Source organism: Streptomyces tamarix (assembly GCF_032423885.1).
In the GTDB taxonomy this organism is placed as follows: Bacteria; Actinomycetota; Actinomycetes; order Streptomycetales; family Streptomycetaceae; genus Streptomyces; species Streptomyces tamarix.
Map to the genome: position 1 here is coordinate 100,983 of NZ_JAWCTQ010000002.1, position 19,293 is coordinate 120,275.

Genomic DNA, 19,293 nt, shown 5'->3' on the forward strand with positions numbered 1-19,293 from the left:
CCGCACAGGCAACTGTTCGATCAGCGCTGTCACGTTGTTGGGCGTGCGGGCGCCTGACGGTGTGTCGGTGCATGGTGAGGCCTGGGCTCAGTCCAGGGTGGACAGGCCAGCGGTGCCTGTGACCTGCTGCCAGATGGCGAAGCGGATGGTCATTTCGGCTCGGTAGTCGGGGGCGGCCATCAGGTGGCGGCGGGGCCGGAAGTGCGGTGAGATACCGCTGAACGCGGACAGGAACCGCTGCGCCCCTCCAGCGGAGCGGAAGCCCTTCATCGCACGTTCACGCTGCCTCGTCGGCTGGTGGCTGTTCTCCGCCCGGTTGTTCAGCCCCTTGTGCGAGCGGTGCTCGACCGAGGGCATAACCTCGCGGTGAGCGGCGCCGTAGGAGCGGAGCTTGTCCGTGACAACCACCCGCGGCACCGTACGGGTCCTCTTCAACAGACGACGGAAGAATCGCCTGGCCACGGTCTTGTCCCGCCGGTTCCGCACCAGGATGTCCCGCACCATGCCGTCCTGGTCGACAACCCGCCAGAGGTACTTCCGCTCGCGGTTGATCGTGACGAAGACCTCGTCCAGGTGCCACTTGTCACCAGGCCGGGGCTGGCAGCGGCGCAGCGCATTGGCGTACTGCTGCCCGAACTTCACACACCAGCGGCGGATGGTCTCGTAGGAGACGATCACGCCGCGCTCCAGCATCAGCTCCTCGACCTCACGGAAGCTGAGCGGGAACCGGAAGTACAGCCACACGCAGTGGGAGATCACCTCGACCAGGTACCCCTGTACGACGGCGACGCGCTCCCCACGGACGATCCCCCTCCACCATGATCAACCTGAAGATCGTCCCACCCGCTCAGCCGGCGTGACAGTGCCCCCAGGACGCCGGGGCCGGCGAGCAGCAGCTGCGCGCCATCGCCGCCGAGGGCCTCGGCCGTATGTACTTCCGTGACGGAGGCCGCCGCGCTCACGGCCTGGACGTGGAGTTCATCGACGTGAGGCACCTGGAGTTCGAGCCGTAGCAGCCGCGCCGCACAGCTGCGAGCCCTTCCGAGGGATCGCCGTCGGGTTCTGGGCTCGGTTGGGCTTCCCTTACCCCTTCGACGCTGGATCAGCCCTCCGCACCCGCTACGCCTTCCGTGCGGACGTCCAGCCCTGGCGGCGGAGGCTTTCGAAGCCGTCCAGGAGGAGGTCGAGGGCGAATTCGAACTCGAACTGGTCGTCGCAGCCGCCACCGACCGTGGAGCCCCCGTCGTGTGCGGCCGTCGCGGCCAGTTCCGCGATGTGCGGGTAGCGCGCCGCCAGGCCGGGGTCCGGTGGGCCGGAGGGGCCCGAGGTGTCGAACAGTTCCTGGCTGAAGCCGAGGAGGCGGCTGCCCATCGCGTGCATGACGTGGTGCGTGAGGTCGGCGGAGAGGCCGCCGTCCCGGAAGCTCCCGGCCATCGAGTCCAGGTACGCAAGCACGGCCGGGGTGGGGCCGGTCCGCGACTCGATGACCCGGACCGCCCAGGGGTGGCGCAGCAGGACCCGCCGGGCCGAGAGGATCCGCCCGCGGACCACGTGCTGCCAGTCGGGGCCCGAGGCCGGCGGGTCGATCTCGCCGACGACGGCGTCGACCATGCCGTCGAGCAGCTCCTCCTTGTTGGCCACGTGCTTGTAGAGGGCCATCGGTACGACGCCCAGCTCCTGCGCGAGCCTGCGCATGCTGAGTGCGTCGATGCCGGTGGCGTCGGCGAGCGCGACGGCGGCGCGCAGGACGCGGTCCCTGTTCAAGGGGATCCGTTGCGTGCGCGTGGCTTCCTGCGGGGTCATTTCCGTTCGGCCCCTTCCCTCCTCGACAGCCTTCTCCTTGACGAGTGTACGCCGTACACCTATGGTCGCTGCCAGGTGTACGACGTACACCACCATGGAGCGAGGGGGCTGGAGAAGATGAGTCCGGACCGGAGAACCGCGGTGGCCGCCGGGTCGCTGTTCCTGTTGACCGAGGGCGCCGCGATAGCCGGGGCGATCCTGTACCGCCCCTTGCTGGGAGCCACGGACGGCCGGCTCGCGCAGGGCGCCGACACGCAGGCACTGCTCGGGGCGCTCTGCGAGGTGGTGTTGGTGGTGGCGGTGGCCGGTACCGGGGCGGCGCTGTTCCCCGTCCTGCGGCGCCACGGCGAGGGGCTCGCGCTCGGGTACGCCTTCGGGCGGTTGCTGGAGGCGACCGTCATCGCCCTCGGGATCGTCGCCGTCCTGGCGCTCGTCACCCTGCGGCGGGACACGGGGACGGCGAACGGCGCCGACGTCGCGCTGGTGGCCGTGCACGACTGGACGTTCCTGCTCGGGCCCAACATCGCCCTCGGCCTGAACACCGTCCTGCTCGCGTACCTGGCGTACCGCACACGGCTCGTACCGCGCTTCATCACCGTGCTCGGACTGGTCGGTGGACCACTGATCTGCGCCTCGGCCGTCGCCGTGATGTTCGGGACCTACGCGCAACTCTCCGTGGCGGGGGCAGCCGCCGCACTCCCGGTGTTCGCCTGGGAGCTGGGGCTGGCCGGGTGGCTGATCGTCAGGGGGTTCGGGCCCGGCTCAGGCACCGCGTCCCGGGCAGACGGAGAAGTGGCTGATCCGGCAGGTGCCCGTCAGTGAGGTCGGCCCGAGCCTGACGACAGAGCCGTCCGGGGGACGCGCCAGCCCTGCCCGGGTGGGGGACCATCATGATCTGCGAAAAGCAACGCCGCAGCGGGCGGTGGGACAGCGGCAGGATCGCGAAGCGTCGGGACGGCTCGGCGGCGCCGTGGGCGGGCCGAGCGGCGCCCGCCCCGCAGTCGCGAGCGAGGACGCCAAGAGCCGGGGCCGCGACAGCGCCGCGACGGGCGGGCGCGCGGCGCGACGCAGCGGCAGCGGGACGCCCGTGCCCCGGGCCTGAAGCGTCCCGCCGGGCGCGGCCGGCGCCACCGAGGGGGCGGACCGGTGGCCGGGGCCGTCGGGCGGCGCGCTGTCCGGTCGGCCCGTCGGCGCCCCGGCGGGCGGCGGCGCCCGCCGGGGGTCCCGTACGCCTGCCCCGCCCGCTGCGGCAGGCCCCGAAGGGCCCCGTGCCCCGGCGCGCGGGAGGGTCGGCGCGCCGGAGCCCGTCAGCTCCGGCGCGCCGCCCCCTTCCGTCAGGGCGTCACCTTCCGCGGTACGCCTGGTGGACGTCGAGCGAGGAGCGGTTGCCCTGCTTGTCCACGACCAGGGCGCGCAACGAGATCGCCTTGCCCTGGTCCGGGTTGCGCACCACGGCCCTGCCGTCCACCACGGTGAGCGCCGTCCAACTCTTCCCGTCGTCGTACGAGGCGTACACGGCGAGGGACTTGAGGTTCCCGCCCGCCGCGGCGCCCTGCACCGTCAGCGGCACGAGTTGGAGGTGCCGGGCCGGGACGGTGCCGTCGAGGCCGACGGCAGCGCCGAAGCGCACCGTGGAGACGGGCAGCCGGGTCGCGGTCGTCGTCTGCCGGGAGCGGAACTCCCAGCTCGCGTCGATGCGCGTGGAGGCGGCCGCCACGGCGGGGTCGCGCGTGACCGACGTCGACAGCCGGTACCGGGCGTCGCCGGCGGGCACGGTGAAGGGGGTCCGGTCGATCGGGGCGTCGCTCTCCGCGATCTTCACCCCGTCGCGGTGGAGCGTGGTCCGCGCCGACGTGTGGAGCGTGCGGCCCGCGTGCCCGCGGCCGTCGGAGAAGAGCGGGACGTCACCGGAGATCTCGTCCCCCTCGCGGGAGAGCCCGTACCGCGCGTCGACCAGGGGGCCGATGACCGCCGTGTTGAAGACCTCGTGGTAGGTCTGCCCGCCGCGGTACTCCTTGGGTTCCTCCGGCGCGAAGCTCACCTCCGTGGCCCAGCCGTCCCCGCTGCGGGCCATCTGCTGGAAGCCCATGTCCCAGCGCGCGCCGTCGAGCGTCGACAGGTACAGCGTCTGCTCGGTGGGGAGCTCCCGGGCGGACGAGGAGGGCGCGAAGAAGTTCGGCGGCGCGTCGGGGACGGTGGCCGTGGGGAAGAGGAAGCCGCTCTTGCCCGGGGCGGAGGCGCCGAGGCCCACCCGCACGGCGGCCATGTCACCCGTGCCGAGGTGCCGGGTGACTCCGGTGGTGAACCGGTCCGAGCCGCCGCCCAGCGTCACGCGGTAGTCCTTCGGGCCGTTGGTCCACACCCCCGACCACAGCTGGGTGAGCCCGGAGGTGACCGCCGGGCCGAGGTGCGCGGTGCGCAGGCCCGCGAACGACCGCATCGCGAGGAAGGTCATCTGACCGAAGTCGCCCTGTTGGTAGGAGAAGACCGCGACGGCGCTCTCCGGTGCCGCGTCGCGGTCCGGCACGGTGATGTCCACCGGCTTCGCCGCGCGCGCGTCGAGGGTGACGGTCTGCGTGCCCGTGACGTCGAGCACCGGCTGGACCAGCCAGTTGGTGCCCGTCTCGGAGCCGTCGACGTGGGATTCCAGGAAGTACGTGCCCTTCGGCAGGCGGACCGTGTCCGTGGCCGATTCCTCCGAGAGGTACACCTCCTTGCCGAACAGGTCCTCGGTGACGCCCCTGACGGAGGTGCCGTAGCTCGCGGCGGCCTGCCCGTCACGGCCGACGTGGTCGAACGTCACGTCGTAGGACTCGACCTCGCGCTCCACCACCGCCGGGGTACGGACGCCCTGCCCGTCGCCGACGGCCAGGACCTGGACGGAGTACAGGCCGTCGAGCGTGCCGCCGAGCCGGGTGTCCGCGGACAGGTCCACGGAGGCGGTGCCGCCCGCGGGGACGGTCACCGTGTCGGCGCCGAGGGTGAACAGCCCGTCCGGGCCGGGCTCGCCGCGGGGGTCGCGGACGTCGAGCGTGAGGGCGAGGGTCACCGGCTCGTCACCGGTGTTGCGGTAGGTGACCTTCTCGGTTTGGACCGGGTCGTCGGCGTGGGGCCACTGCGCGACGCCGAAGTTCAGGGCCGCCGGCTGGGCGAACACGGTCTGCTCCAGCGCCGCGTCGACCCGGACGCGGCCGGTTCCCCCGGCGAGGAGGCCGTAGGGGCCCTCATCGGTGGAACCGGTCAGGGCGCCCTTGAGTTCGGCGTACGTCCAGTGCGGGTTCCGCTGTTTGAGGACGGCTGCGGCACCGGCGACGTGCGGGGTCGCCATCGACGTGCCGGAGATCGTCAGGTAGCCGTCGGGGCTCTGGCCGTGCCGTTCGGCCAGGGCGCTGCCGGGCGCGGCCGCCGCGGTGATGTCCACTCCGGGTGCGGTGACGTCGGGCTTGACGCCCCCGTCGCCGGTGCGCGGGCCGCGGCTGGAGAAGTCGGCCAGCGCGCCGGAGTCGTCGACCGCGCCGACGGTGAGCGCGGCCTCGGCGCTGCCCGGGGACTCCACCGTGGAGGCGCCGGACCCCGAGTTGCCGGCCGCGACGGCGAAGAGGACGCCCTTGTCGGCGGAGATCTGGTTGACGGCCGCTTCCAGCGGGTCCAGCTCGGGCGTGTCGGTGCTGCCGAGGCTGAGGTTGACGATGTCGGCGCCCTGGGCGACCGCCCATTCGATGCCCGCCAGGATCTGCGAGTCGCTGCCGAAGCCGTCGTCGTCGAGCACCTTGCCGCTGAGCAGTTTCGCGCCGGGGGCCACGCCCTTGTGGGCGCCCCCGGACCTGGCGCCCGTCCCGGCGGCGGTGGAGGCGACGTGGGTGCCGTGCCCCTGCCGGTCCTCGGCGTCGGCCGCCGACGAGAAGTTCCGCTCGGCGACCACCCGGCCGGCGAGGTCCGGGTGCGTGGCGTCGACGCCCGTGTCCAGCACGGCGATCGTGACGCCCGTGCCGTCGTACCCGCCGGCCCACGCCTTCGGCGCGCCGATCTGCGCCACGCTCTTGTCCAGGCTCGCCCGGCGCCCGCCGTCGAGCCAGACCCGGCTGATGCCGGGAGCGGGCGCGGCGACGGCGGCGCGCCGGGTGTCGGTGAGCGCGGACCACAGCGCCCCGGCGTCCGCGGCCGGGGTCTGGACGGCTTCCGCGTTGAGCGCCCCGAACGTCCTGCGGACCGCGCTGCCCTCGGCCTCGCGCACCTCGGAGCGGGCCGTCGCGGCGGAACCGCTGTACTGGACGATCACCTTGAGGCCGCCACGCTGTGCGGCGAGGGTCTCGGGGCGGGTCAGTTCGGTCAGGTCGAACAGTCGCCGGTCGAGCTTGCCGGTGGCGATCAGGCGTTCCGCGTCGGCGGGCACCGCGAGGGTGCGCCCGTTCTGGACCCGTACCCACACGGGGATCTTCTCGCGGCCCTCGCCGCGCTCGATGCGGACGGGCCTGCCCTCGGCGTCCACGCTCACCCGGTCGCCGGTGATCAGCGTGACGTGCTTCAGCGGCGCGGTGGCCCTCCCCGCCTCGGCGGGGCCTGCGGCGCCCGGGGGCGTCGCCCCGGCGGGGGTGCCGAGGCCCGTGGTGAGGGTGACGACGGCCGTGGCGAGGGCCAGGGCCGCTGTCCGGCGCCGGGCTCTCCGTAGGGATCTGTACAACTCTGCTCCTGTCGAGGGGGCGGATCGCCCGCCCGTGCCTCCGGGTCCTTCCGGGCCCCGCGGGGCGCGGGTGCCGCTCCCGTGGGGCCTGGGCCGGAGGGGGTGGGCTCGACGCGTCTTCCGCGTCGCCGCGTTGTTCGCCAGAGCAGTTCACCGGCCCGTGGGTTGTTCAGCAGCCCCGTTCCGTGCTGCTGAACAACTGTTTTCGCACGTGGCCGGTGGGGTTCGCACCGATGGGGGGAGATACGTTCCTCCTGTGCGAAGGGCCTTGATCAGTTGAACGGGGGCGGTGTGGGACGACCGGAGAAGGAGCTCGATCCGACGGCGGGGCAGGTGCCGCGCTTCGCCCACGAGTTGCGCGAGCTGCGCCGGGAGGCCGGGGGGCTGTCGTACCGGGAGATGGCCCGGCGCGCCGGGTACTCGGTGACGGCGCTCTCCCAGGCCGCCGCCGGGGAGAGGCTGCCGACGCTGCCCGTCGCCCTGGCGTACGCGGTTGCCTGCGGCGGGGATCCCGAGGAGTGGGAGCGCCGCTGGCGCGCCGCCGAGGCGGAGCACCTCGCCGAACTCGCCTCCGGCACGGACGACGGGAGCGACCCGCCCTACCGCGGCCTCGCCCGCTTCGAACCCGAGGACGAGGCGGTCTTCTTCGGGCGGGGGCAGCTCACCGACGAGCTGACGGACCTGGTCGCCGCGCACCGCTTCTCCGTGGTCTTCGGACCGTCCGGCAGCGGCAAGTCGTCCCTCCTGCGCGCCGGTCTCATCCCCCGGCTGCGCCGGTCTCGGGCCCCGCTGCCCCGGGCGGCCGCCCTGCGGGTCCTCACGCCGGGCGAGCACCCGATGCGGACCCACGGCAGACTGCTCGTCCCGGCCGGCGGGGAGGGCGAGACCTGGCTGGTCGTGGACCAGTTCGAGGAGGTGTTCACGCTCTGCGCCGACCCGCGGGAGCGGGACGCGTTCCTCACCGCCCTGCTGGCCGCCCGCCGGGCCGACAGCCGGCTGCGGGTGGTGCTCGGCGTGCGCGCCGACTTCCATCCCCGGTGCCTCGCCCATCCCGGGCTGGCCGCCGCCTTCCGGGAGGCCGCGCTGCCCGTGGGCCCGTTGACCGCCGCGGAGCTGCGCGGGGCGATCGTGAAGCCGGCGGCCGCCTGCGGGCTCATCGTCGAACGGGCCCTGACCGCGCGTCTGGTGGAGGAGGTCGCCGACGAGCCCGGCAGCCTCCCCCTGCTCTCCCACGCCCTGCTGGAGACCTGGCGCCGCCGCCGCGGCCGCACCCTGACCCTGGAGGGGTACCGCGCCGCGAGCGGGCTGCACGGCGCCCTCGCGCAGACGGCCGAGGACCTGTACGCGGACCTCACCCCCGCCCAGGCCGAGGCGGCCCGCCGCATCCTGCTGAGCCTGATCACCCCGGGCGAGGGTGCCCCGGACACCCGCCGCCCCGTCAGCCGCTCCGAGGTCGTCCCCGCCGGGGCGGAGTCGGACGCGCACGCGGTCCTCGACCGGCTGGCCCGTGCCCGGCTCGTCACGCTGGACCAGGACACCGTGGACCTGGCCCACGAGGCGCTGATCACCGCGTGGCCGCGGCTGCGCGACTGGATCGACGAGGGCCGCGAGCGACTGCGCCGCCACCGGCGCCTGACCCAGGCGACCCACAACTGGCTGGCCCGGCAGCGCGACGGCGGGGCGCTGCTGCGCGGCGGCGAGCTGGCCGAGGCCGAACTCGCCTTCGCCTCCGCCCGGGACCAGCGGGAGCTGACCCGGGCGGAGCGGGAGTTCCTGCGGGCCAGCACCGCGGCCCGCACCCGGGCGCGGTGGACCCGCCGCACGGTGACCTCCGCGGTGGCGCTGCTCGTCGTCCTCGTCACGGTGGCCGGAGCGGCGGCCTGGCAGCAGGGCCGCGACAGCCGGCAGCAGCGCGAGGAGAGCCGCCAGCAGCGCGAGGAGGCCGCCGCCCGCCGCGTGGCCTCGCTGGCCCAGGGCGTGCGCGCCTCCGACCCGGTCCTGGCGATGCGCCTGAGCCTGGCCGCGTGGACGCTCAAGCAGACGACGGAGACCCGCTCGGCGCTGCTCGGGGCGTTCGCACAGCCGGAGGCGGACACGTACGACGTCCCGGACGGGGACAACCCGACGACGACCTCCGACGCGGTACCGGTCCGCCTCAGCGCGGACGGCCGCACCGTCGTCACCACCGGCGAGTCCGGGGTGCGGGCGTGGGACGTCACCACGCGCAGGGCGGTCGGACCGCCGGTCCCGACCTCCTACGACAGGCGGGTGACCGGGATCAGCCCCGACGGGCGGACGGCGCTGCTGTCCCGGACGCAGGGCGAGGGCCCCGACGTCCAGCGATGGGACCTGGCGTCGGGCGAACCGGTCGACGACCCCCGGCGGACGAACGGTTCGGTCGACGGCTACGCGCCCGACGGCCGCACCGTCGTGGAGACGTGGCTCGGCGGGAACGGCCGGGGCCGCCTCGGGTTGCGGGACGCGCGGGGCGGCCGGCTCCTGATCGAGCGGCCCACGGGGCTCGACCCGAGGTGGGCCGTGAGCCCCGACGGCCGCCTGCTGGCCCTGTGCGCGCGGGGGGCCGGCGGGAGCGCGGGGAAGGAGGCCGCCGCCCTGGAGGTCTGGGACGTCGCCCAGCGCCGCAGGCTGCCCGCGACGTGGTCCGGCGCGTGCGCCGCGGAGTCCTTCGCGTTCACCGGGGACGGCGGGACCCTGATGGCGCGGTCCCCCGACGGGCTGCGCCTGTGGGACCCGGTCGCCGGGCGGGAGCGCACCCCGGTCCGCCACCCGGGCCTGACCGACGCGACGGCGAGCCCCGACGGGCGGTTCGCCGTGGCGGCGGACAACCGCGAGGTCCTGCTGTGGCGCCTGGCCTCGCCCGGGGAGCCGGTCTTCCGCTTCCCGCTGGCCAACGAGGCCGCCACCCAGCTCAGGATCGACACGGCGGCCGGGGTGATCCGTTACGTGACCGAGCGCCACCGCTCGGACACCGTCGTGCGGACGGTGTCCTACGGCCCCGCGATGGCCGCGGACTGGAACCCGGAGCCCGCCTCCAAGGGCGCGTTCAGCCGGGACGGCCTGACCCTCGCGGTCGACCGCCGCCGGGGCGGCACGTCGTACTTCGAGGCGTACCGCGTCCCGAACGGACGCCGGCTGGCCCGCACCCCCGCCGTCCCCTGCTCGGAGGGCAGCCCTCCCCTGGGCGACGACGAGTGCTACACCCTGCTCGCGCTCAGCCCCGACGGCCGGACCCTGGTCCACGGCAGGACGAGCCTGTTCGGGGACGACGAGCGGAAGGACTACCGGCAGTTGGTCCTGTGGGACGTGCGGGCCGACGCGCCCGCCCGCCCCCTGGCGGACCCCCACCCGCCCTACTCGGCGCGGCTGCCCATGACCGGGCTCGCCTTCACCCCGGACGGACGGTCCCTGCTCGTCACCCGCTACGGCATGGACACCGTCGACATCTGGGACCTGTCCCGCAGGCAGCGGACGCGGCCCGCCGACCAGTCCCGGTCCCACTTCACGGTGCTCGACTTCTCCCCGCGCCCCAGCACGCCCCTGGTGCGCCCCGACGGCCGGCTGGTCGCCACCCCCCGGCACACCTTCGCCCTGCCCACGGGCCGGGTCACCTCGCGCGGCCTCCACATGGACGCCACCGGCGTGCTCGCCTTCAGCCCGGACGGCGCCCACCTGGCGGTCGGCGACGGCGCGGGAGGGGTGACCCTCTGGGACGGCGACGTCACACGGCGGCGCGGGGCCCTCCTCGGCGCCCAGAACGCCGCCCGCCGGGGCACGGTCGAGGCCGTCAAGGCGCTGGCCTTCTCACCCGACGGGACGACCCTGGCCGTCGCGGGCGACGGCGGCACGCTCCAGCTCTGGGACGTGGCGTCGGGCCAGCCGCTGGGGTCGCCGCTGCCGACGCCGGGCGACGGCATCGTCGCGGTGGCCTTCTCCCCCGACGGCCGCACCGTGCACAGCGCGGGCGAGCACAGCGGCATCCGGTCCCACCCGGTGGCCCCCGAGAGCCTGACGGCGTCCGTGTGCGGGCGCGCGGGCGGCGGGCTCTCGCCGGACGACTGGGAGACGTACCTGCCGGGCGTCCCGTACCGGAAGGTCTGCTGACCGGAAGGTGCTGCCGACCGGGCGAGGGGCCGACGCGCCGCGGCCTGCCGGCCCCTCGCTCGGCCGGCGGCCCGCCCCGGACGGCCGGGGGCGGGCAGCCGGAGACGGGGGGCTGGGGACGGGCGGCCGGGGGCGGGCAGCCGGAGACGGGGGGCTGGGGACGGGCGGCCGGAGACGGGGGGCTGGGGAGGGGGGCTGGGGCGCCCCGCCGTCCCGCGCGGAGGGACGCCTGCCGGACGGGGCCCGCCCGCCGTGGCCCGCCGGCCCCTCCCGGCCGAGCGGGCCGCCGGGGCCCCGGACGAAGCCGCGCAGCCCCCGGCGCACGGACCCTCGCGGCCCGCAAAGCGCCGCCCCGGACCCGCGCCCGCTGCCCGACGGGGGCGGCCCGCCCCTCCTCACCGGTCAGCGCGCCAACGGCCACCGGGATCCGGAACTGCGCGCTTCACGCAGTTCGTTTGATCGAGAACACGTGAAACAGCCAGTTTTCAAGCATCCATTGACACCATGGCCTCGCCCCGACAGAGTCATGCCGCACACGAGCCCGTCTCTGCACCGAGGAGCGCCATGTCCGACTCCTTTTCCGTTTCCCGCCGTTCGCTCATGGGGGGCGCCGTCGCGACCGGGGCGGCCTTGACCGGGTTCGGGGCGGCGGTGCCGGCCGCCGCCGAGGCCGCTCCGGTCGCACCCCGGCGCGGGCCCGGCCAGAAGAGCATGGTCAGGACCCCCTTCGACGTGCACCGCACGGTGCGCGTCGGCGTCATCGGCCTCGGCAACCGCGGTTCGGGGATGGCCCTGGGCTGGGCCGCCGTGCCCGGCTGCGCCGTGACCGCCGTGTGCGACGTCCGGCGCGAGCGCGCCAAGCGCACCGCCGACCGGCTCGTCTCCGAGGGCAGGCCCAGGCCCGCCGAGACCGGGGGCTCGCCCGCCGCGTTCAGGGAGCTGCTGAAGCGCGACGACGTCGACCTCGTCTACATCGCCACGCCGTGGGAGTTCCACTTCGCACAGGGCAGGGCGGCGCTGCTGGCGGGCAAGCACGTCATGGTCGAACTGCCCGTCGCCACCGGGCTGAACGAGCTGTGGGAGCTCGTCGACACCTCCGAGCGCACCCGCAGGCACCTGATGCTGGCGGAGAACTGCAGCTACGGCCGCAACGAACTGGCCATGCTGAGGATGGCCCACGAGGGCCTGTTCGGCGACGTCACCAACGGTCACGGCGGCTACCTCCACGACCTGCGCGCGCTGCTGTTCTCCGACACGTACTACACCGACGCCTGGCGCCGGCTCTGGCACACCCGCAGCACCGCCAGTCTCTACCCCATGCACGGCCTCGCACCGATCGCCGCAGCCATGGACGTCAACCGCGGCGACCGCATGACCGCCCTGCGCGCCACCGCCACCGAGCCCAGGGGCCTGGCCGACTACCGCGCCCGCTTCGTCGACCGGTCGCACCCGTCGTGGAAGGAGACCTACGTCAACGGCGACCTCGTCACCTGCATGATCGACACGGCGAAGGGCAGGGTCATCCGCGCGGAGCACGACGTCAGCTCCCCCCGCCCCTACAGCCGCATCAACTCCCTCGCCGGAAGCCGCGGCATCTTCGAGGACTACGCCGGGGTCGCCTCGGCCGGCGGCGGTCGGATCTACCTGGAACCGGACCACACCGGCCACGCCTGGCGCGACTTCGCCCCGTACCGCGAGGAGTTCGACCACTGGCTGTGGAAGAAGGTCGGCGACGACGCGGCGAACAACGGCGGCCACGGCGGCATGGACTACGTCCTGCAGTGGCGCACCGTCCAGCTGATGCGCACCGGCGCGGTCCCCGACATCGACGTCTACGACGCGGCGGCCTGGTGCGCTCCCGTACCGCTCAGCGTCGCCTCCCTCGCCGCCGGCGGACGCCCGGTGGCCGTACCGGACTTCACCCGCGGCGAATGGGTCAACCTGCGGACCGGACTCGACTCCCGGCCCTCCGACATGCCGCCCGCCGCCTGACGCCCCGCCAGCGGGGCCGGTGGACCGGGCCGTACGGCCCTTCCCGTGCGACGTCGGCGCCACCTCGCCGGCGCGGTCGCCGCCTTCGTCCGGTCCCTGCCCCGCGCGACGTCGGCGGCGCCCCGCCGCAGACGCCACGGCACGGGCCGGGTTCCGGGGCCGGGTCCCCGAACGGCCCCGGAACCCAGGGCCCGGGCGCGGCGCGCCCGGCGGACCCTCAGACTGCGATCACTTCGATGCCCGCGTCCGCGAGCCCGGCCGCCGCGTCCGGGGGGAGGTCGGAGTCGGTGACGACGACGTCGATCCGGTCCAGGCCGCAGATCCTCGCGAAGGCGCGCCGGCCCATCTTGGAGGAGTCCGTCGCCAGGATCACCCTGCGGGCGCGTTCCGCGAAGTGCCGGCTGATGCCCGCCTCGTCCTCGTGGTGGGTCATGACGCCCAGTCGGGGGTCCACGCCGTCGACCCCGAGGACGGCGACGTCGAGCACCACCTCGTTCAGCACCCCTCCCGTCAGCGGGCCCACCAGTTCGTAGGTCTGCGGGCGCGCCACACCACCCGTGACCACGATCTTGAACTGCGGCCGCACCGCCAGCTCGCCGGCGATGTTCAGCGCGTTGGTGACGACGGTGTACGACGGGCCGGACCGGTCCTCACCCGTCCGCAGGGCCAGCGCCCGCGCCACCTCGGTGGTCGTCGTGCCTCCGTTGAGGCCGACCACGTCCCCCACGCTCAGGAGGTCCGCCACGGCTCCGGCGATCCGCTGCTTCTCGGAGGCCCTGCGGGAGGACTTGTACCGCAGGGGCAGCTCGTACGAGACACCGTGCGCGATCGCCCCCCCGCGGGTGCGGACGAGCAGCCGCTGCTCGGCGAGCTCGTCGAGGTCCCTGCGGATGGTGGCGGGCGACACCGCCACGGACGCGGCCGCCTCCTCCACGTCCAACCTGCCCTCGACGGCCAGCAATTCGAGCAGCCTGCTCCACCGCTCCTGCTTGGACATGTGCCGCACCTTTCCGGGCCCCTGGGACGTCCGACCGCGCGCTCGGGCCTGCCGGCCGCGTGGGGCCCGCAGCGGGCCGAAGGAGCGTGCGCGAAGTTGATCGTAGCGCGGCCGACACCGAGCACCGCCGATCGTCCCGGACAGGGCCGCGGGGCACGTCCCGCACACGAGTCCAGCCATTACTACTGTTCATCTCTGCTCGAATCAGCGATTTATCGAGCATCAATTGACATCAAGAGTGGGCGTGACCGAGCATGTGCCGGACGGGGCACCGCCTGGTGCGGCGCCCCGTCCCCGCCCCGCCCGCGGCCCCGTCCCGCCTCGCCTCCCCGCCCCCACCGAGCCCAAGGAGTCGCGTGACCGCATCCGAGCCCTCCCTCACCTCCGTCGAGATCGCCTCCCAACCGGACACCTGGAGGCGCGCGGCCGAATCCGTCGCCCCCCTCGCCCAGGCCCTGCCCCGGCGGGGCGAGCGCGTGGCGGTCGTGGGCTGCGGGACGTCCTGGTTCATGGCCCTCGCCTACGCCGGACTGCGCGAGGGCGGCGGCCACGGCGAGACCGACGCCTTCGCCGCGTCCGAGTTCCCGTACGGTCGGGCCTACGACCGCGTCATCGCCCTCACGCGCTCCGGCACCACCACCGAGGTCCTCGACCTCCTCGCCCGAACCAGGGGCACCGTCGCCACCGTCGCGATCACGGCCGACCCCGAGACCCCTGTGGTGACGGCCGCGGACGAGGTCGCCGTGCTGGACTTCGCCGACGAGGGGTCCGTCGTCCAGACCAGGTTCGCCACCTCCGCCCTGGCCCTGCTGCGCGCGCACCTCGAAGCCGAGGACGCCCTGCCCGCCGGGGTGCGCCCACTGGCACGGGCCGTCGAGGACGCCGAGCGCGCCGTCGCCGAGCCGCTGGACCCCGCCGTCCGCAGCGCCGAGCAGTTCACCTTCCTCGGCACCGGCTGGACCTACGGCCTGGCCCTCGAAGCCGCCCTCAAGATGCGCGAGGCCGCCGGCGCGTGGACCGAGGCGTACCCGGCCATGGAGTACCGGCACGGCCCCGTCAGCATCACCGGGCCCAACCGCGTCGCCTGGATCCTCGGCCCCGCGCCGCACGGCCTCACCGACGACGTCGCCCGCGCCGGCGGCCTCTGCTCCGCCGCCTCCGGCGACCGGGCCGACGCCCTCGACCCGCTCGCCGACCTCATCCGGGCCCAGCGCCTCGCCGTCCACCTCGCCGAAGCCCGCGGCCACGACCCCGACCGCCCCCGCAACCTCACCCGCTCCGTCGTCCTCGGTGGCGCCGGCGCCTGAACACCCGCCCGTACGGGTGCGACCGGCACGGGCAGGGCCCCCGGCCCGCGTCGACCGCGCCCCGGCGCCGGCGGCCCTCGCCGCCGCGACCGCCCGGCCCGCCTCACCGGCCGTTCCCCCCGCCACCGCTCCGTGGAGAACCCCATGCCGCTGACCCCCACCGACCACATCGTCGGGCCCGCCCGCGCCGCCCGCATCGGTGTCGGAGCGTTCAACGTCGTGCAGATCGAGCACGCCGAGGCGATCGTCACGGGCGCCGAGCGCGCCGCGCTCCCGGTCATCCTCCAGATCAGCGAGAACACCGTCCGCTACCACGGCGCCCTCGCCCCGATCGGCCTGGCCGGCCTCGCCATCGCGCGTGCCGCCGCCGTTCCGGTGGCGGTCCACCTCGACCACGCCGAGTCGCAGCAGCTCGTCCACGAGGCGGTGGAACTCGGCTTCACGTCGGTCATGTTCGACGCCTCGAAGCTGCCGTACGCCTCCAACGTCGCCGCCACCCGCGTCGTCACCGACCACTGCCACCGGGCCGGCGTCTGGGTCGAGGCGGAGCTCGGCGAGATCGGCGGCAAGGACGGCGTCCACGCCCCCGGCGCGCGCACGGACCCCGGCGAGGCCCGCGAGTTCACCCGTGCGACGGGCGTGGACGCCCTGGCCGTCGCCGTGGGCAGTTCGCACGCCATGCTCACCCGCGACGCCGTACTCGACCTCGACCTCGTCGCGCGGCTCAGGGCCTCTCTCGACGTGCCGCTCGTGCTCCACGGTTCCTCGGGCGTCGACGACGAGGGCCTGGCGAAGTCCGTCGCGGCGGGGATGACGAAGGTCAACGTCTCCACCCGTCTCAACCAGCTCTTCACCCGCACGGTGCGCGACCGGCTGGAGGTGTCCCCCGCCGTGGCCGATCCGCGCAAGTACCTGGGCCCGGCGCGCGACGCGGTGGCCGCCGAGGTGGCCAGGCTGCTGGGCGTGCTGGCCGGCCGCTGACCGACGTGCGCCCGCAGCGGCCGGCGACCACGTGCGTTCGCGCCCCCGGTGATCACGTCGGAGGCCGCCTCCACCAGGCGGTTCCGGCGTCCCGGCCGTTCGGCCCCGCCGGCTCCCCGCCTCGGTCTCCCCTTCCTCCGGCCCTCCACCAGCGTGTACGTTTGCGCATTCTCGTCCGAAGGGGACTCCGTCCCCGTTGAGTTTGGATCGAACCTGTTGTGATGGATCCGGCCACACGCCGTCGCCGCACGGCACTGTTCCTCTTCTTCCTGATGCCCGGCCTGTCGATCTCCTCCTGGGTGACCCGGACCCCCGACATCAGGGACCAGCTGGGCGCCTCGACCGCGGAGATGGGCCTCGTCCTGTTCGGTCTGTCCGCCGGCTCCATGCTCGGCATCCTCGGTTCCGGGGCGCTGGTGGCCCGGTTCGGCACCAGGCCGGTCATGGGTGTGGGGACCTCGCTGGTGGTGCTCAGCCTGGCGGTGGTCGGCGGCGGCACCCTGCTCTCCTCCGCGCCCGCCGTCACGGCCGGGCTGTTCCTCTTCGGCGCCGGCATGGGCGGCGGGGAGGTCGCGGTCAACGTCGACGGCGCCGAGGTCGAGCGGATCACCGGCCGGGCGGTACTCCCCACCCTGCACGGCTTCTTCAGCCTCGGCACCGTCGTGGGGGCGGTGCTCGGCATCCTGTGCACCACCGTCGGTTTCCCGGTGCACCGGCACCTGGCCGCCGTGGCCGTCGTCACGGCCGGGATGTTCGCCTACGCCCTGAGGGCCGTCCCCTCCGGCGTCGGCAGGACCCGCGGCGGGCCGGAGCGGACCGGGGCCGGCCCGCGGTCGGCCGGGGCGGTGCCCTGGAAGGACCGGCGCCTGCTGCTGATCGGCGGCATCGTCCTCACCATGGCCCTGGCGGAGGGCGCCGCCAACGACTGGCTGCCGCTCCTCATGGTCGACGGCCACGGCATGGACCCCGCCCTGGGGTCGGCCGTCTACGCGGGCTTCGCCGCCGCCATGGCGGTCGGCCGCTTCGGCGGCGGGTTCTTCATCGAACGCCTCGGCCGCGCCCCCGTCGTCCGCGCCAGCGCGGTCTCCGCGGCGCTCGGCCTCGCCGTCGTCGTCTTCGCCGACTCCCCCGTGCTCGCCGGCGTGGCGGTGCTCCTGTGGGGGCTGGGAGCCTCGCTCGGCTTCCCCCTCGCCCTCTCCGCGGCCGGTGACTCCGGTCCCGACTCGGCGGCCCGCGTCAGCACGGTGGCGATGATCGGCTACGTCGCGTTCCTCGTGGGGCCGCCCGCTCTGGGCTTCCTCGGCGACCACTACGGCCTGCGCGCCGCGATGACCGTCGTCCTCGTCCTCGTCGCCGCAGCGGTCTTCCTGGCCCCGGCGGTCGACGTCCGCCGCGTGCCGTCCGCCCCCCTCGTCCCGGAGCGGCGGCCGTCACCGGCGGACGGCTCCCCCCACCGCCGGCGCCGCTGACCGCGCGGCCCCGGCGGGGCCGCCGGACGCCGCGCCGCCCGGGCGCGGGCCCGGCCGCTCACCGCCGGTGCCGGTCCTCACCGGTCAGCGCCGCCGCCCGGGGCGGCGGGCCCTTCGCCACCGGCCCCCGCGTCCCGGAAGACCGCCTCGTCGAAGTCGGCCGGCAAGCCACCCCCGGCCAGGTCCCAGGCACACAGACCGGCGAACGCGCCGGTGAAGCCCAGGGAGCGTATCCGCCCGTCGACGATCTCCTCGGCGTGCTCGTCGGACAGCACGGACGTGTCGAGGGGCAGCCCGACGGGGCTCCAGCCGCCGCCGGTGTCGTACCGGAAGCGCGCAGCCGGGGTCCCTCGAAGTCGAGGCCCAGGCAGAGCCGTGCCGTGTCGCCGAACGGTTCCTGCCCGGCTTCGTCCACGCTCACCGCGCCCCGGTCGCTGGTCGCCACCCGCAGCACCGCGCGCCCTTCGTCGTCGGTGACGTGCAGGAAGTACCAGTCGCGGGAGTTGTAGTAGGCGGTGATGCCCGCCGGGTGCTGGAAGCCGCGGGGCCGGTACTCCATCGTGGCCTCCAGCGCGTAGTGCCAGGAGGTGATCCGCCGGGCGACCAGGCTGGCCCCGCTCAGGCTCTGCGGGAAGCGGCCACCGTGCAGCCGCAGGTGCGAGGGGCGCGCGGTGAGGTCGCACCACTCGGGCGCGGCGGGGCGGCGCAGGGTCGACCAGTGCGGTCCCAGGGCGGGCGCGTCGAACCCGTCGATCTCCTGTGCGTACGGGTCGCCGCCCTCCCGGGCGGGGACCTCGCCGGGCCTCGGGGCGGGACCTCGACGCCTGGCGGGCCGGGTGGCTGGACACCGCGGGTCCTGACCGGCTGACCCTCCGCCATGAGTCCGGTGGCGTGGTGTTGCACGCGGTTGGGCCGTCCGGTTCCGCGCCCCGCCCGCACGTCCTGGCCGTGGGTGCCCACCGCCGCCACGGTCTACACGGGCCGGCTCCTGCCGCGGTTCGCGATCGACGGCGGCTTCCCCGACCAGGTACTGGAAGCGGCCGAGGCGGCGCCCCCGGTCGTGCGCAAGACACTGACCGAACACACCGACGTCACACGCCGCATGCTCCGCTCACGGAGCACCCCGGTGTAGGGCTCGCCGGCGGCCGGGAGGGGCCCGCGCCGCGGCGGGGTGCCCCGGCCGCCGGGCCCGGGGCCGATGCTCCCATGGCGCGCCCCACTTGACCTTGACACCGTGACAAGGTCTTCACTGGGGCCCAGGAGGTGGTCCCGATGACCATGCCGGAACAGGACACGGATACGGTGCGAGCGCTCCAGGGACTGGAGGACGGCCGCCCGTCGGTGCGGCTGCGGGCCGCGCTGGCGGTCGGCACGGCCCCCGACCCGCGGTTCGTCGACAAGCTCGTCGAGCGCTGCGCGGTCGAGCCCGAGTTCCAAGTGCGCGAAATGCTCACCTGGGCGCTCGTCCGCCACGCGGCGGCGGCGACGGTCCCGCGGCTCGTCGGCGAACTCTGCTCGGAGCGGACGCAGGCGCGGAGCCAGGCGTTGCACACCCTGTCCAAGATCGGGGACCGGCGGGCGTGGCCGGCGGTCACGCGGGCGCTCCTGACCGACGCCGACGACGAGGTGGCGCGCAGCGCCTGGCGGGCGGCGGTCGCGCTGGTGCCCGAGGGCGAGGAGCCCGGACTGGCCGGGGTGCTGGCGACGCAGCTCGGTCGCGGCGGGCGCGAGACGCAGCTGAGCCTCAGCCGGGCGCTGGTCGCGCTCGGCGAGGTGATCCTGCCGACCCTGCGCGCCGCGGCGGCGGATCCCGACCCCCGCGTGCGCCGGCACGCGATCGCCACGGAACGGCTGCTGCGCGACCCGGACGCCGGATTCGAGTTCGCGGTCGAGGAGGCGAAGCGCATCGTGCTCCTCGGCGGGGCCGGCCGGGAGGGATGA

13 protein-coding genes and 1 pseudogene are annotated in these 19,293 nt (G+C 75.0%); 8 read left to right on the forward strand and 6 right to left on the reverse strand.

The annotated features are described in order from the left end of the window. Window positions 1-87: 87 nt before the first annotated feature. Both RND61_RS02555 and RND61_RS02560 read right to left on the reverse strand, forming a co-directional pair. Window positions 88-807, reverse strand: coding sequence for an IS6 family transposase (locus RND61_RS02555; protein ID WP_315876111.1), 720 nt, complete (start codon window positions 805-807; stop codon window positions 88-90). Between the two features lie 312 nt (window positions 808-1,119). Further along, complete coding sequence (locus RND61_RS02560) at window positions 1,120-1,803, reverse strand: TetR/AcrR family transcriptional regulator (protein ID WP_315875972.1); 684 nt, start codon at window positions 1,801-1,803, stop codon at window positions 1,120-1,122. Window positions 1,804-1,920: 117 nt separating this feature from the next. Between RND61_RS02560 and RND61_RS02565 the strand changes: the two genes are divergently transcribed. Then, a complete protein-coding gene (locus tag RND61_RS02565; RefSeq protein ID WP_315875974.1) occupies window positions 1,921-2,625 on the forward strand; it encodes a DUF4386 domain-containing protein in 705 nt (234 codons plus the stop codon). A gap of 520 nt (window positions 2,626-3,145) precedes the next feature. Here the strand turns inward: RND61_RS02565 and RND61_RS02570 are convergent. Beyond that, complete coding sequence (locus RND61_RS02570) at window positions 3,146-6,484, reverse strand: S8 family peptidase (RefSeq protein WP_315875975.1); 3,339 nt, start codon at window positions 6,482-6,484, stop codon at window positions 3,146-3,148. Window positions 6,485-6,775: 291 nt separating this feature from the next. Between RND61_RS02570 and RND61_RS02575 the strand changes: the two genes are divergently transcribed. Together RND61_RS02575 and RND61_RS02580 are read left to right on the forward strand one after the other, a co-directional pair. Then, window positions 6,776-10,606, forward strand: coding sequence for an nSTAND1 domain-containing NTPase (locus tag RND61_RS02575; protein WP_315875976.1), 3,831 nt, complete (start codon window positions 6,776-6,778; stop codon window positions 10,604-10,606). A 564-nt stretch (window positions 10,607-11,170) separates the two neighbouring features. Then, a complete protein-coding gene (locus RND61_RS02580; protein WP_315875977.1) occupies window positions 11,171-12,598 on the forward strand; it encodes a Gfo/Idh/MocA family protein in 1,428 nt (475 codons plus the stop codon). A 217-nt stretch (window positions 12,599-12,815) separates the two neighbouring features. Here the strand turns inward: RND61_RS02580 and RND61_RS02585 are convergent, their stop codons facing one another. Next, window positions 12,816-13,595: a DeoR/GlpR family DNA-binding transcription regulator gene (locus RND61_RS02585; RefSeq protein ID WP_315875978.1), complete on the reverse strand. Its 780-nt coding sequence runs from the start codon at window positions 13,593-13,595 to the stop codon at window positions 12,816-12,818. 356 nt (window positions 13,596-13,951) lie between these two features. Here RND61_RS02585 and RND61_RS02590 point away from each other — a divergent pair, with 356 nt between their 5' ends. The 3 genes from RND61_RS02590 to RND61_RS02600 all read left to right on the forward strand — a co-directional run bounded on the left by RND61_RS02590 (window position 13,952) and on the right by RND61_RS02600 (window position 17,352). Next, on the forward strand, window positions 13,952-14,902 hold the full coding sequence (locus RND61_RS02590) for an SIS domain-containing protein (RefSeq protein WP_315875979.1): 951 nt from the start codon (window positions 13,952-13,954) through the stop codon (window positions 14,900-14,902). 144 nt (window positions 14,903-15,046) lie between these two features. After that, a complete protein-coding gene (locus RND61_RS02595; RefSeq protein ID WP_315875980.1) occupies window positions 15,047-15,883 on the forward strand; it encodes a class II fructose-bisphosphate aldolase in 837 nt (278 codons plus the stop codon). A gap of 221 nt (window positions 15,884-16,104) precedes the next feature. Then, entirely contained in the window at window positions 16,105-17,352 is a 1,248-nt protein-coding gene (locus RND61_RS02600; protein ID WP_315875981.1) for an MFS transporter, read from the forward strand. Between the two features lie 77 nt (window positions 17,353-17,429). Here RND61_RS02600 and RND61_RS02605 read toward each other — a convergent pair whose 3' ends face one another. Together RND61_RS02605 and RND61_RS02610 are read right to left on the reverse strand one after the other, a co-directional pair. After that, window positions 17,430-17,846 carry a beta-xylosidase family glycoside hydrolase gene (locus RND61_RS02605; RefSeq protein WP_315876112.1) on the reverse strand — a complete coding sequence of 139 codons (417 nt, stop codon included), beginning with the start codon at window positions 17,844-17,846 and terminating at the stop codon, window positions 17,430-17,432. After that, window positions 17,765-18,379, reverse strand: a pseudogene (locus RND61_RS02610) (beta-xylosidase family glycoside hydrolase); the annotation flags it as partial. The gene RND61_RS02605 and the pseudogene RND61_RS02610, both read right to left, overlap by 82 nt. On the opposite strand from RND61_RS02610, the gene RND61_RS02615 reads away from it, so the two are divergent. Then, entirely contained in the window at window positions 18,305-18,484 is a 180-nt protein-coding gene (locus RND61_RS02615) for a hypothetical protein (RefSeq protein ID WP_315876122.1), read from the forward strand. The pseudogene RND61_RS02610 and the gene RND61_RS02615 sit on opposite strands and share 75 nt — an antisense overlap. 140 nt (window positions 18,485-18,624) lie before the next feature. Beyond that, entirely contained in the window at window positions 18,625-19,293 is a 669-nt protein-coding gene (locus RND61_RS02620) for a HEAT repeat domain-containing protein (protein ID WP_315875982.1), read from the forward strand.